Origin of the sequence: Paraburkholderia sp. BR14374 (genome assembly GCF_040948685.1) — a bacterium.
Classification (GTDB): domain Bacteria; phylum Pseudomonadota; class Gammaproteobacteria; order Burkholderiales; family Burkholderiaceae; genus Paraburkholderia; species Paraburkholderia youngii.
In genome coordinates, this window is record NZ_JBFPKF010000006.1 from 348230 (window position 1) to 361078 (window position 12849).

Annotated in this window: 14 protein-coding genes; 1 reads left to right on the plus strand and 13 read right to left on the minus strand. The window is 63.1% G+C overall.

The annotated features are described in order from the left end of the window. Nucleotides 1–17: 17 nt before the first annotated feature. The 13 genes from AB3X86_RS17515 to tauA form a co-directional block, all read right to left on the minus strand. Nucleotides 18–1019 carry an MsnO8 family LLM class oxidoreductase gene (locus AB3X86_RS17515; RefSeq protein ID WP_368596931.1) on the minus strand — a complete coding sequence of 334 codons (1002 nt, stop codon included), beginning with the start codon at nt 1017–1019 and terminating at the stop codon, nt 18–20. Nucleotides 1020–1062: 43 nt separating this feature from the next. Next, nucleotides 1063–1950: an ABC transporter substrate-binding protein gene (locus AB3X86_RS17520; RefSeq protein ID WP_368596992.1), complete on the minus strand. Its 888-nt coding sequence runs from the start codon at nt 1948–1950 to the stop codon at nt 1063–1065. A gap of 82 nt (nt 1951–2032) precedes the next feature. Next, nucleotides 2033–2584, minus strand: coding sequence for a GNAT family N-acetyltransferase (locus tag AB3X86_RS17525; RefSeq protein ID WP_368596932.1), 552 nt, complete (start codon nt 2582–2584; stop codon nt 2033–2035). A gap of 661 nt (nt 2585–3245) precedes the next feature. Next, nucleotides 3246–3500 carry a hypothetical protein gene (locus AB3X86_RS17530; RefSeq protein ID WP_368596933.1) on the minus strand — a complete coding sequence of 85 codons (255 nt, stop codon included), beginning with the start codon at nt 3498–3500 and terminating at the stop codon, nt 3246–3248. Further along, nucleotides 3481–3999, minus strand: coding sequence for a DUF2778 domain-containing protein (locus tag AB3X86_RS17535; protein ID WP_368596993.1), 519 nt, complete (start codon nt 3997–3999; stop codon nt 3481–3483). The genes AB3X86_RS17530 and AB3X86_RS17535 overlap by 20 nt, the downstream gene beginning before the upstream one ends. Nucleotides 4000–4637: 638 nt before the next feature. Beyond that, nucleotides 4638–4952: a DUF4148 domain-containing protein gene (locus AB3X86_RS17540; RefSeq protein ID WP_368596934.1), complete on the minus strand. Its 315-nt coding sequence runs from the start codon at nt 4950–4952 to the stop codon at nt 4638–4640. A 289-nt stretch (nt 4953–5241) separates the two neighbouring features. Then, nucleotides 5242–6261 carry a succinylglutamate desuccinylase/aspartoacylase family protein gene (locus tag AB3X86_RS17545; protein ID WP_368596935.1) on the minus strand — a complete coding sequence of 340 codons (1020 nt, stop codon included), beginning with the start codon at nt 6259–6261 and terminating at the stop codon, nt 5242–5244. Nucleotides 6262–6301: 40 nt separating this feature from the next. Then, the gene (locus AB3X86_RS17550) at nt 6302–7039 is read right to left on the minus strand and encodes an amino acid ABC transporter permease (RefSeq protein WP_368596936.1); all 738 of its coding nucleotides are present in this window, start codon (nt 7037–7039) and stop codon (nt 6302–6304) included. Further along, nucleotides 7039–7767 (minus strand): amino acid ABC transporter permease, encoded by a 729-nt coding sequence (locus AB3X86_RS17555; protein ID WP_368596937.1) that lies wholly within the window; start codon nt 7765–7767, stop codon nt 7039–7041. Before AB3X86_RS17555 ends, AB3X86_RS17550 begins: the two co-directional genes overlap by 1 nt. 89 nt (nt 7768–7856) lie before the next feature. Beyond that, nucleotides 7857–8675, minus strand: a complete 819-nt coding sequence (locus AB3X86_RS17560; protein WP_184226865.1) for an ABC transporter substrate-binding protein — start codon at nt 8673–8675, stop codon at nt 7857–7859. Nucleotides 8676–8823: 148 nt separating this feature from the next. Then, entirely contained in the window at nt 8824–9708 is an 885-nt protein-coding gene (locus AB3X86_RS17565; RefSeq protein ID WP_368596938.1) for an ABC transporter permease subunit, read from the minus strand. Then, nucleotides 9708–10487, minus strand: coding sequence for a taurine ABC transporter ATP-binding protein (locus AB3X86_RS17570; protein WP_368596939.1), 780 nt, complete (start codon nt 10485–10487; stop codon nt 9708–9710). The genes AB3X86_RS17565 and AB3X86_RS17570 overlap by 1 nt, the downstream gene beginning before the upstream one ends. Further along, nucleotides 10484–11533: a taurine ABC transporter substrate-binding protein gene (gene tauA, locus AB3X86_RS17575; protein ID WP_368596940.1), complete on the minus strand. Its 1050-nt coding sequence runs from the start codon at nt 11531–11533 to the stop codon at nt 10484–10486. Before tauA ends, AB3X86_RS17570 begins: the two co-directional genes overlap by 4 nt. A gap of 234 nt (nt 11534–11767) precedes the next feature. On the opposite strand from tauA, the gene AB3X86_RS17580 reads away from it, so the two are divergent. Next, nucleotides 11768–12838, plus strand: a complete 1071-nt coding sequence (locus AB3X86_RS17580) for an aliphatic sulfonate ABC transporter substrate-binding protein (protein ID WP_368596941.1) — start codon at nt 11768–11770, stop codon at nt 12836–12838. Nucleotides 12839–12849 lie beyond the last annotated feature (11 nt).

Sequence of the window (12849 nt, forward strand, 5' to 3'; positions counted from 1 at the left end):
AGTGTTCGTTGGAGAGATCACGCGTAGGCCGGCTCGATCGTGCTGCCGAGCAGTTCGACCGAGCGCAGGCGCGCCGGATAGTGTTGCAACGGCGAATCGATGACGAATTCGTCGATGCCGTAGCGGCGGCTCAATGCGTCGAGCTGGTCGCGGACATCGTCGGCCGTGCCCTTGACGACGTGCGGATGGCGCTCTTCGATCGTGTAGCCGCTCGCGCCCGCCTGGCGCGCGTATTCTTCCGCGGCTTCGGCCGTCGCCAGATTCAGGCTTTGGCCGCTGGCCAGTTGCAGCCTGAAGATGCGCAGCGGCCCGGTGAGCCGCTCGGCTTCGTCGCGCGTCGCCGCGGCGACCGCGTACAGTGCGAGCAACGGCGCACGGCCGCTCGCATCGCGGTACGTCTGCACGGTGCGCTCGATGTTCGCCTCGTCGCCGTTGAAGTGTCCGGCGTAGCAGAACTGCCAGCCCTGCTTTGCCGCGAGCGCCGCGCTATCCGGACTGCCTCCGAGCAGAATGCGCTCAGGCAGCGTCGGCGGAGTCGGAAACGCGAGCGCGCCGGCGAGCGCATGGTCCGGTTCGACGCCGGCGCCGAGAAACGCATCGAGTTGCGCGAGCTGCGAGTTGAAGCCGGGCTTGCTCTTCTTGTCGTGCAGCCATTGCAGCGCGCGGGTGGTCTGCGGCAGTCCGCCGGGCGCTTTGCCGATGCCGAGATCGACGCGCCCGGGGGCGAGCGCCGCGAGCAGCCTGAAGGTCTCCGCGACCTTGAATGGGCTGTAGTGCTGCAACATCACACCGCCCGAGCCGACGCGAATCCGCGACGTATGTGCGAGCACATGCGAGACGACGATCTCCGGCGCCGAACTCGCGAGGTTGGGCGCGCCGTGATGCTCGGCGATCCAGAAGCGCTTGAACCCGAGCGCTTCGGCGCGCTTCGCGAGCGACACCGTGAAGCGCAACGCTTCGGCCGCGCTCGCACCCGCGGCAATCGGGCTTTTATCCAGCAGCGATAGCGAAAAGGTCATGGGATGAGAGATCGACGAAGAAAGAGAAAAAGCGCTGACGCACTCAGGATTTCGGCAAGCCCGGCGGATTGGTCGCGGCCTTGTCGATCGCTTCGGAGCCGAGATTCCAGCGCTCGAGCACCGCGCGATACTGGCCTTTGCCGATCAGATCGTTCAGCGCGATCGTTACCGGTGCAGCGAGACCGCTGCCGCGGCGCGTCGTTACCGCGACTTCGGCGGTACGCGGCCAACCGCCGCTGACGGTGCCCACCTGGCGCGTCTTGCCATGCGTGGCCGAGTCGTACAGCAGCGCCGCGTTGACGCTGAAGATCGCATCGGCACGCCCCGATTGCAGCGCCACCGATTTGACCGCATCGTCGTCGTAGTACTGCACCTGGATCGGCTTCAATCCATGCGCGACGTTCTGCTTGTCCCATTCGAGCAGGATCTTTTCCTGGTTCGTGCCGGCGTCGGTAATCACGCGCAGGCCCGCGACATCCTTGGGTTCGCGGATCGATCTGATCGGGCTGTCGGTCTTCACGAAGAAGCCGAGCTCGTCGCGCCGGTAGGTCGAGAAGTCGAACTTGGCCTTGCGCTCCTCGGTCACGGTCACGTTCGAAATCACCGCGTCGACCTTGCCGGAAGCGAGCGCGAGGGGCCAGTCCGGCCACGCGAGGATCACGACATTGAGCTTGCGGCCGAGGCTGTCCGCGACGAGTTGCGCGAGATCGGGATCGAAGCCGACCACGGTCTTCGCATCGGTGGCATAGGTGCTGATCGGCGGATGCGCGACGACGATGCCGACGGTCAGTTCGTCTTTCGCGACGAACGGGAAGTTCGCCGGCACCGCCTTTGTCGCGGCTGCATCCTGTTCGGCACGCACGCGGCCGTGCTGGGCGGGACTCAGATCGAAGCCCGTCGCGGCGAACGCGTTGCCGCTGACATAGAACATGGCCGCCAATACGAGCGACGACAACTGCAGGCCTGTTTTCATGAGATATCCGTCGAAGTGTGAGGAGATAGGAGTGCGGTGTTTAGCGGACAACCAGATCGGCGTGTTTCGCGCGCAGGTCGTCGAGCGTGTCGATGCGTTGCGGCGCGAGCAGGTTCTTGCCGAAGCGAAGATGCACGTGCACTTCGGGAGGCAACGCGGTATCGAACAACTTCGTGTAGCCGGTGCGTTCGTAAAGCGCCCATGCTTCGGGCTGCTTGAAACCGGTAGTCAGATAGATGCGCGAGTAGCCCTGCGCGAGCGCACGCGCTTCCAGTTCCCGCACGACCTGTCGCGCGAGTCCCTGGCGGCGCAGATCGTCGCGCGTCCAGATGCGTTTGAGTTCCGCGGTACGCGCGTCGTAGCGCTTGAACGCGCCGCCGCCGATCGTCTCGCCGTCGCGAATCAGCAGAATGAACGCGCCGTGCGGCGGTGCGAACAGGTCGGCCGGATAGCGCGCCATCTCCTGCACGGCGGCCGCGCCGCCGTCCTTTCGATAATCTTCGTAGCGGGTCGCGTATTCGTGCAGCAGCGCGTCGAGCAGCGGTTGCGCGCGGGGATCGAGTGGCGTGGTGTCAACGACGAGAGTGCTCATGAACGATCGACACGAGGTCGTCGGATAGTCAGGAGCTCATACGATAGCGTGCAACCGCGTTGCCGCTAACCAAGCAATTTCTCTATCTTTATCTGGTCTCGCGATTGGCTGCGATTGCGGCAAACGCGCTGCAATTGCGTAGTGCAACGCCCATGTCACGCCGAGATGCTCCGGTCGGAACACGGTGGCAACAGCTTGCCGGAAATATTACACGCTGCTGTCAAATACTTTTCATGGTCATTCCATAAAGTAACGCGTCAATCCGGCGCGCCATGGTCATCCCGATCCTGAGTCCCTGGTGCACCCCACAACAAGGCCGGAAGTGACCGTGCACCCTGATGGCACGGGTACGGTAAAGAAGCATTACTGCCTAGGCCGCATTTCGCATGAGCTGATTCAGGCGCCACGCTCGATCCGCTCGTACGTGCGAACTACCGGAACCGCTTCGGCTCGGCGGTCGGTTATCTGACCGGCGACCCGACATCGATCAAGCTGGGGTGACGGCAAGGTTCACGGGGATCCCCTCAAGTTTCGTTGTGAGGAACATTGATGGCGCTTTGAGCCAGTAGAAAGGCACGCATTGCAAGCGGTTCATCGTCCCCTCTTCGGAGGGGCTTTTTTTTTGGTTTGGGGTAAAGAAGCTTCCGTGAAGTAGCTTCATCTAATTCGTGCGATACCACCGCCATATCTTGATAATTGCCAGATAGGCCAGCGCCGCCACGATCAGTTCGATCGTCACCCAGAACACGAAATACAGATCATCGGGATCGCCGACACCGAGCCAATCCGAAGCGCGCCACCACGCACGGGCTTCGCTTGCTGACCACTCATTCGATAGCGGGATATAACGAACTGAAATCAGAAACAATCCGATAAACAGCGCGATTTTTAACACCTTACGGGCAAGTGTTGCCATGCGTTGCGACCTCAATAGTTCCGTATGCGTCAAGCCCGGAGTTACCGGCGCGGATTGTTTTCGTGTGCAGCAACCCCGAGCGGATTCTCAGGAAGTCAACACGGCTCGGCAGGGTAATGCAGCCTAGCGAAACACCCCGACCACCTGCCGGATGCAACCGGAACTGCCCTCGCTTAACGCCGTTGACCGACGTCCAATCATCAATCCTCCCATCGTCCCGATACAGCGCGAACCACTCAGCGTGATCGGTCGGATTCCCCTTATAGAAATTCCATTCATCTAGTAACCGCGATAAGGCCTTGGAGCGTACGCCGCCGGTAGGGCGTGCGACGATCCAGTATTTACCTGCAGGAATCGGACCGTTAGAGGGCACCGCCGTACAGCCGCCCCGATTGCGATACTGGTTGTTGCCTGAATACGCGTTGAACGTGCCCAGACCGAAAATTGTTAGCGGTGAGAAATGCTCGTTATTCACCAAAAACTTGCCATGATAGGCCATGTGTCGCGCCTCCTGATTGCGCTGGATGTAGGTCATTGCGTGCTACATAGGTTCCTCCCGTTGGTGAACCCTCACCGTAAGCGCGCGTGCCGCTGGCGCGATACAGGTCGATTCCGGATTGGCCGCTGCTTTCGCCGGGGCAAAAAAAGACGCGCCACAGGGGCGCGCAAAACATTTGCATCTCAGATAGAAAGAGCCAACAGAACCGCCACCTCAGCGGGAACGACATACCGCGAGGCGACAGTTCAATACTAGGTGTATGTGCCGAGTGCAGGTTTCAGACAACTCCGATAAGCCCGGGGCGTGGGTGATGGTCGTCAACTCTCCTGGGCGAATAAAGGTTCGTCGCAGGAAAATCGTGAAGCTCTGGGGAGCAATTGCGAAGGTCTGGAGGCAGACGATTGAACTGATCGTGGCGGCGCTGTCTTATGCGGCGATCATGAAGCTATCGCAGTGGTATCGCGTGAGACAGTAAATGCAAGGACCCGTTGCCGCCGTTTCTTTAGCGTGTGTGAGCGCCAATCATCGCGGAATACAGACGTTAAACCCGACTCCGACGACGCAGAGCGCGGAAGTGCCGTGCGAAATCCGGAATCGCGCACATGCGCACATCCGCCCAGGCGCTCAACACCGTGAAGTTACGGGTGGTTGTACATCGCGTTCCAGTCAGCCTTCGAAACCGCCGGGCGACCTTCGTCCGACGAACCACTTGCGGCACCGCCGTAACCACCGTTTGTTGCAACTTGCTGCGCGGCGACCTTCGCTTCTGCGGCTTGGATCGCGTCTGGATAGTGCGCTTGATCGCCATCACCACCGCGATAACCCGCCTTCTGAAGCTGAACAAGTTCCGCGCGCACCTGGGCGCGGGTAATCGGGCCATTCGACTGGGCGAACGAGGCAACCGGCACTACGACTGCAACGGCAACTGCAACGGCTTGGATGAGGGACTTCATGATGCTCCATCGACTTTTGTTAGCGGTGCGACAACGTGTCTGCACCGACAGCGAAAGTCTAGGAGCCTTCCGTCCGAGGGTTAACCCCTAGTATTCGAAGGCATTGTTCCAATTGGCAGCAGAATGCTGGCATCTTCGCGCGAATGCCCTTCCGGCGACGCGAAGCGGCCTTAGTGAGGGCAACTGGCTATCGCACGAACGCCAAGCGCGTGCCGCGCTGGCAGGTGCCGGCGTCTCGCGGACGTCGGTCGAGACAGCGTCAAGCGATCCAAATGCGCCCCCACCCGCTTCAGCGGACCACTTCCTCAGCGAGATGAAATAGGCAATCCCCTCGCCTGACAAGCGCGGGCACCCGCTTGCATACGACTTCGCCATCGCTCGCGAAATGACAGGTCACCGGCTCTTTGAGCGGCGTGTCCGGGAAATGAATGCGCGCCGCGGGCTGCCCTGCGACCACCCGCTCGCCGAGTTCAACCAGCGGCTCGAACAGACCGTTGTCGTAGGCGTACACATAGTGACGCGCGCCAGCGACGCGCAGGAAGCGCGTGTCGGCAGGCGGCGCATCGGGCACGAGCGGACCGCTCAATGCGCCGATCGCGCCGAGAAAGTGCAGCAGGCCGTGGCGCGCTTCGCGAAGCAGCGCGGCATCGACTGTCCCGTCACCGCCCAGCTCAGCCGTGATCGACAGCGCCCCTTGCCGGCGCGCGGCAGTCGCCGCATGCACCGGGTTCTCCGCATGCAAAAACGCGTTCGGCAACCCGAAAGCGCGTAATGTGCGCTGCAGCCGCTCATTCTCTGCGTCGTCGCGCGGATCGATCGCGAGCATGTTGTTGCCGCGATAAAGCAGCGAGCTGCCGCCGGAATGAAGATCGATCAGATAGTCCGCGCGCGCGAGCAGAACATGCTCGATGTAATGCGCGATCACCTGCGTCGGAGAACCTTGCGGATCGCCCGGAAACGTGCGGTTGAGATTGCCGTCGTCGAGCGGTGACGTGCGAAGGCCCGCCTCGGCCGCTGGCGCATTCGCTTGCGGCAACAGGATCAGTTGACCGGCAACCTGTGCCGCGTCGATTTCGCGGATCAGCGTCGACACGAGGATCTGTCCTTCGTACTCGTCGCCATGATTGCCGGCCATGATCAGCACGACCGGACCCGTGCCATTGCGTATCGAAGCGATCGGAATCGGCAGCCAGCCATACGCGGACCGATGCACGGAATGCGGCAGCCGCAGATAGCCCGCATGCTTGCCCTGAGCATCCAGATCGAGTTCACTGCGAATCGGATTGCTCGGCGTAACGGTTGAACTCATTGCTTCGCTCGCGCAAGTAACGGCCTTCTAGCCGTTGCAGCTAGACGCCAAACGGAAACTGCCATTTGATCTTCGTTTCGCCGTTCGCCGCCGCATGGCCCGAACGAAAGCGGCGCTTCAGCAGCCACGTCGCACCGTACTGCAGCGTCGAACACAGCAGCAGATAAACGACGCCGACGAACAGAAAGATCTGCACCGGATACACCATCAGCCGATTATTGACCTGATTGGCGAGAAACGTAAACTCGGGCACGCCAACGATATAAGCGAGCGACGTGTCCTTGATCAGCGTGACCCACTGATTGACGAACGACGGCATCATGATCCGTATCGCCTGCGGCAGTTGCACGTACCGCAGCGCCTGCCAGCGCGTCATGCCGAGCGACGCGGCCGCTAGCGCCTGCCCCGCGCCGACCGCGGCGATGCCTGCCTGCACCGAATGCGACAGATACGCGCCGCCGATCAGCGCGAGCCCGCAAACCACGGTGGCGAGGCCGGGCACGTCGATGTGCAGCAGCATTGGCATCAGGAAGAAGGTCCAGAAGATCAGCATCAGCACCGGGATCGCGCGAAAGAAGCCGACCAGGGCAGTGAGCGCCAGATGCGCGGCGCCGCGCGTCAGCGACAATGCAATGCCGCCGGCGAGACCGACCAAAGCCGACAGCAACGCCGAGACGATCGACATCACGACCGTCAGCGCCGCGCCACCGAGCGGCCCATCGGGGAACGTGCCGAGCAGCAGATAGCGCAGCGACGGCAGCCATTCGAGCGCGCTCATCAATGTCCTCCTTGCCAGAGCCGCAGGGCGCCACGTTTCCACACCAGCAACACCGCTTCGATAACCGCGATGATCGCGATATAGAGCACCGTCGCCGCGCCGAATGCCTGAAACGTCTTGAAGGTTTCCGTATCGACCTGCCGCGATACGTACGACAGTTCCGCGAGCCCGATCGTCATCGCAAGCGACGAGTTCTTCACGAGGTTCATGTACTGCCCAGCAAGAGGTGGCGTCGAGATCCGGATCGCCTGCGGCAGGATCACGTAACGGAACGCCGCGAGCGGCGTAAGGCCCAGCGCCGCGGCGGCCTGATGCTGCGCGGCCTTGACGCCGCGCATACCCGCGCGAAATTCCTCGCCGACAAACGCGGTCGTATAGCACGTAAGCCCGACCCAGCCCGCGACGAATTCGAACGACGGCCACGCAATCGTCCAGCCAAATAGCGAGACCGTGTGCGACGCATTGAGCCATTCCATCCACGGCTGCGGCAACAGCGTCGCAGCCCCGAAATACCAGAACAGCAATTGCACGAGCAACGGCGAGTTGCGAAACGCCAGTATGTATAGCGCGGCCGCGCGCGCGAGCATGCCGTTGCGCGCATTACGCGCGAGCGCGAGCCCGAAACCGGCGAACGTCGCCGCCGCGCCCGCGCAGGCCGACAACATCAGCGTCATCAGAAAGCCATGCGCGAGCCACCCGAGGTACTTCGGTTCCAGCCAGCCGTTCATTCTGCTCTTCTACTCCAGCGCTTTCGTTGCGCAATGAAAAGCGGCCCGCCGCTTTCACACGGCAGGCCGGCTCCAAAACTTCCGTCGGATCAGCTCTTCTGCGGATCGCCGATCTTGAACAGACGCGGCAACGGCGCGCGGCTCTGCGGTCCGAACCAGTGGTCGTAGATCTTCGCGGCGCTGCCGTCCGCTTCGAGGCCCTTCAGCGTATCGTCGACGACGTTCAACAGACGCGTCTCGCCCTTCGGCACGCCGACACCTTCATAGTCGTTCGAGATCGTGAACGGCGGGATCTCGTAGTTCGCCTTGTCGGGCACGTTCGCGAGCAGCGCGACGAGCTTCGGGCCGTCCTGCGTGATCGCCTGCACGTTGCCGGCGCGCAGCGCGGCGAATGCGAACGGCGTGTCGTCGTAGGCGACGATCGTCGCATTGGGGAATTGCGCGCGCACCTGCTGTTCGTTGGTCGTGCCCTTGTCGGCACCCACGCGCAGGCCGTTCACCTGCTGCGGCGACGTCAGTACGCCCTTCTTCGCGATGAACTGCGTACCCGAGGCGAAGTACGGCGTGCTGAAATCGACTTCCTTCTTGCGCTCGTCGGTAATCGTGAAGTTCGCGAACACGAGGTCGACCTTGCCTGACTTCAGGAACGCGATGCGGTTCGCCGGATTGGTCGGCTGGATTTCGAGCTTCACGCCGAGCTTGTTCGCGACCGCGCGCGCATAGTCGACGTCGAGCCCGACGATCTGATTGGTCTTCGGATCGACGAAACCGAAAGGAGCGTTGCTGTCGAAGGTGGCGACGCGCAGCACGCCCGCCTTCTTGATGTCGTCGAGACGATCGGCGTGCGCTGCGCCGGAAATCGCGAGCAGCAACCCCATCACTGCTGCGCCAACGAATTTGATTTTCATGGTTAGGCCTTGGTATTGGATGTTTTATGTACGACGTGATTCACGACTTCCTCACGACAACGACGCACAGACTCTAACAACGCGCATCGCAATGGCGAACCAACTAATCGTCACGAGCTAAGCGGCGATTCAGATATGCGGCAGGTGCCTATTGCTTGCCTTTCCACGGCACCAGCCTGCGTTCGAGCGCGCGCATGCCGAGTTCGAACAGCCACGCGATCAGGCCGATCAGCACGATCCCCATCACGACCACGTCGGTGCGCAGGAAGCTCGACGCGTTGAGCACCATCTGACCGAGCCCGGCAGTGGCGGCGACCATTTCGGCCGCGACCAGCGTGGTCCAGCCGAAGCCGATCGCGATGCGCAGGCCGGTCAGGATTTCGGGCAACGCCGCAGGCAACACCACGTGCAATACCACCTGGCGGAAATTCGCGCCCAGCGACCACGCCGCGTTGATCTGCTCGACGCTCGCGCTGCGCACGCCGGCACGCGCGGCCATCGCGATCGGCGCGAAACACGCGAGCCAGATCACGACGATCTTCGCAGTCTCATCGATGCCGAACCAGATCACGACGAGCGGCAGATACGCGAGCGGCGGCAGCGGCCGGTAGAACTCCAACGGCGGATCGAGCAGTCCACGCGCGACGCGGCTCACGCCCATCAGAATGCCGACCGGTATCGCGGTGATGCTCGCGAGCGCGAACGCGCCGAACACGCGGATCGCGCTCCACAGCAGATGCTCGGACAACGGCAAGCCGCCCTGAATGCGGCCGTGCCATGCATCGACGAACGCATGCCAGACCGCGTCCGGTGCGGGTAGGAACAGCGGTGGTATCCAGTGCAGATGCGTCGCGGTCCGCCACAGCAGCGCAAACACCGCGACGCAGATCACACTGAGCCACGCGGTCGGGCCTTCACCCGGCATGCCGCGATAAGGTCTGCGGCCGTGCGCCGCGCGGCGTAGCCGGGTCGAGTTGCGCGCTGTGTCCGGACGTGTCGGCGCGTGTTGTTGCGACGAATCGATCACGCTCATCAGGCGGCCTCACGCAATGTATCGTGCAGCCGCCGCGTCAGGCGCTCGCGCCACTCGATGAAAGCCGGCGACGACTTGACCGCGCGTGCATCGCGAGTCGCCAGATATTCGCGCGCGAATGGCAGTGCGTGGACTTCGGCGACGCGTCCGGGCCCCGGTGTCATCAGTACCAGACGCGTCGCGAGAAACAGCGCTTCCTCGACGCTGTGCGTGATGAAGAACACGGTCTTGTGCGTGCGCGTCCACACGTCGAGCACGAGTTCCTGCACCGTCTCGCGCGTCAACGCATCGAGCGCACCCATCGGCTCGTCCATCAGCAATATCTGCGGATCGCTCGCCAACGCGCGCGCAATACCCACGCGCTGCTGCATGCCGCCCGACAGTGCATGGATCTTCGCGTTCGCATGCCGTTCGAGCCCGACGAGCGCCAAGGTATGCCGCGCGATCTCGTGTCGTTGCGCACGCGCGATGCCGCGAAACCGCAAACCGAGCGCGACGTTGTCGAGCACGTCGAGCCATGGCATCAGCGCATGCTTCTGGAACACGACGCCGCGCTCGGCACCGGGTCCGTCGATGGGCGTGCCGTTGAGCCGCACCTCGCCTTCGCTCGGATCGACGAAGCCGGCGATGCAGTTCAGCAACGTGGTTTTGCCGCAACCCGATGCCCCGAGCGCGACCACGAACTCGCCTCGCTCGATGCGCAGATCGACACCCGCGAGCGCGGGCTCGCTCGCACCGGCGTAGGTCACGCGCAGTCCGCGGATGTCGAGCATGCTCATCGCGCGGCCTGCTGCGCGAAGCGCGGATTCACGGCCGCCGAGTAATCGGGCAACACGTTCTGGATCGTGCCCTGCGTCTTCAGGAACGCCGCCGTGGCCGCGAGCGATTGCGCCGCGCCCGACTGCTTGCCGCCGCCGAGCCAGGTCGGCGACGCCTGCTCCGCGGCGCTCGGGAACGCGTACAGCGCGAGGCTCGCGGGCACGTCGGCCGGTGCCGCGCCCGACTCCTGCGCAACCGCCTGCACCTGCTGCGAAGCCGCGGTCCAGTCGGCCTTGTGATCGCGGTACAGCGCGTCCGTATCGGCGAGCACCTTGACGAGACCCGCCATGAAGGCCGCGTTGTCGCGCTCGAACTGCCGCGACGCGACAAAGCCGTCGAAGGTTGCCTTGCCGCTTCCCTTCGCGACTTCGCCCGACGTGATCAGCACCTTGCCGTTCTGCTTGACCTTCGCGAGCACGGGGTCCCAGATGTAGGTCGCATCGATATTGCCGCGCTGCCAGGCGGCGGCGACCTCTGGCGGACGCAGGTTCAGGATCTTCACCGACGACGGATCGACACCCGCCTGCTGCAACGCGACCAGCGCATGAAAATGCGACGTCGACACATACGGCACGCCGATCGTCTTGCCCTTCAGGTCAGCGATCTTCGTCACGCCCGAACCGTCGCGCGCGACCAGCGCTTCCGCGTCGTTGATGTTGTCGAGAATCCAGAACAGCGACAGGTCGACGCCTTGCGACAGGCCCGCCGCGATCGGGCTCGATCCCGCCTCGCCAAGCTGGATCGAGCCTGACGCCAGTGCGCGCACCACATCCGCGCCGCTGCCGAGCTTGCGATACGTGACCTTGTAGCCGGTCGCTTTTTCCACGGCGCCGGTGGCTTGCGCGTAACGCCACGGCACGACCATGTCCTGATAGCCGATCACGACTTCTCGGCTTTGCGCGTGCGCGGATGAAGCGAACGGCGAAATCGCGGCAATGCCGGCCGACGCCGCGACGAAGGCAGCGGCGAGCAACGCACGCCGCAGCTGACGGAGAGAGTGATTCATCGGAAGCCTTCGGGTTGGTCTGGATACGAAGAAGGTTCCGACTATAGGCACTTTCGACCGGCGCGGTTCCAACGAATCATGCATAGCTAATCACTGGAACGCAGCATTGCTTTTGCGTCGCGACTATCCGCCATAGCGCCAAAACTGCTTTGATTCTGAGCATTTGTTGGTTCGCTCGCGCCACCGTCCTGGTTACATTGGGGCGACCACCACACGCGACCATAAGGACAATCGATGACACCGGCCCGGGGATTTTCATTCTTCACGACAGCGCGCAACGCAATCGCGACCGTCGGCGAGCGCAACCGCAGCCGACGCGGTTGGCTGAAGACCGCCGCGGCCGCGCTCGCACTCGGCGTCTTCGGCGCAGCCCACACCGCCCACGCCACGCCGCTCGACGAGCTGAAACTCGACTATGCGTACTATTCGCCGGAAAGCCTCGTGATCAAGCGCAACGGCTGGCTCGAACAGGAGTTCGCCGCCGACCACACGCAAGTGAAGTGGGTGCTGAGCCTCGGCAGCAACCGCGCGCTCGAATATCTGAACAGCGGCGCGATCGACATCGGCTCGACGGCGGGCCTCGCCGCCGTGCTCGGCAAGGCGAACGGCAATCCGATTCGCGCGGTGTACATCTATTCGCGGCCCGAGTGGACCGCCCTCGTCGTGCGCAAGGACTCGCCGATCAAAACCGTCGCCGATCTGAAGGGCAAGAAGATCGCGGCCACCAAGGGCACCGATCCGTTCCTGTTCACGTTGCGCGCGCTGCATACGGCGGGGCTGTCGCGCGACGACGTCGAGATCGTCAACCTGCAGCATCCCGATGGCCGCACCGCGCTCGCCAATGGCCAGGTGGACGCGTGGGCCGGGCTCGATCCGCACATGGCGGCCGCGCAGATCGACGATGGCGCGCGGCTGCTGTATCGCAACGTCGACTTCAACACCTGGGGCTTCCTGAATGCGCGCGAAGACTTCATCCGCGACCATCAGGACGCGCTCGCGCGCGTGCTGAAGGTCTATGAAAAAGCCCGCGTCTGGATCGCCGCTCACCCTGATGACACCGCCAGGATCGTCGCGGAGGAATCCAAGGTTTCGCTGCCGGTCGCGAAACTGCAGTTGAGCCGCAACGACTTCAGCCAGCCTCAGCCTGGCCCCCGGCAGATTGCCGCGCTCAAAGCCGCTGCGCCGATCCTGGTCGACGAGCAACTCGTGAAGGGCGGCACCGATCTGAACGCGATCATCGATGCACTGGTCGACCCTAAAGTCGCGCAGCCGGTGATTGCGACGGCGAGCAACGGCTCCAAATGAAGCACACGCAC

Coding starts and splice junctions, on each gene's coding strand:
- AB3X86_RS17565 (WP_368596938.1), bottom strand. CDS start 9,708: ATGAGCGTGATCGATTCGTCGCAACAACACGCGCCGACACGTCCGGAC.
- AB3X86_RS17520 (WP_368596992.1), bottom strand. CDS start 1,950: ATGTTCTATGTCAGCGGCAACGCGTTCGCCGCGACGGGCTTCGATCTG.
- AB3X86_RS17515 (WP_368596931.1), bottom strand. CDS start 1,019: ATGACCTTTTCGCTATCGCTGCTGGATAAAAGCCCGATTGCCGCGGGT.
- AB3X86_RS17580 (WP_368596941.1), top strand. CDS start 11,768: ATGACACCGGCCCGGGGATTTTCATTCTTCACGACAGCGCGCAACGCA.
- AB3X86_RS17560 (WP_184226865.1), bottom strand. CDS start 8,675: ATGAAAATCAAATTCGTTGGCGCAGCAGTGATGGGGTTGCTGCTCGCG.
- AB3X86_RS17535 (WP_368596993.1), bottom strand. CDS start 3,999: ATGGCCTATCATGGCAAGTTTTTGGTGAATAACGAGCATTTCTCACCG.
- AB3X86_RS17525 (WP_368596932.1), bottom strand. CDS start 2,584: ATGAGCACTCTCGTCGTTGACACCACGCCACTCGATCCCCGCGCGCAA.
- tauA (WP_368596940.1), bottom strand. CDS start 11,533: ATGAATCACTCTCTCCGTCAGCTGCGGCGTGCGTTGCTCGCCGCTGCC.
- AB3X86_RS17550 (WP_368596936.1), bottom strand. CDS start 7,039: ATGAGCGCGCTCGAATGGCTGCCGTCGCTGCGCTATCTGCTGCTCGGC.
- AB3X86_RS17545 (WP_368596935.1), bottom strand. CDS start 6,261: ATGAGTTCAACCGTTACGCCGAGCAATCCGATTCGCAGTGAACTCGAT.
- AB3X86_RS17570 (WP_368596939.1), bottom strand. CDS start 10,487: ATGAGCATGCTCGACATCCGCGGACTGCGCGTGACCTACGCCGGTGCG.
- AB3X86_RS17555 (WP_368596937.1), bottom strand. CDS start 7,767: ATGAACGGCTGGCTGGAACCGAAGTACCTCGGGTGGCTCGCGCATGGC.
- AB3X86_RS17540 (WP_368596934.1), bottom strand. CDS start 4,952: ATGAAGTCCCTCATCCAAGCCGTTGCAGTTGCCGTTGCAGTCGTAGTG.
- AB3X86_RS17530 (WP_368596933.1), bottom strand. CDS start 3,500: ATGGCAACACTTGCCCGTAAGGTGTTAAAAATCGCGCTGTTTATCGGA.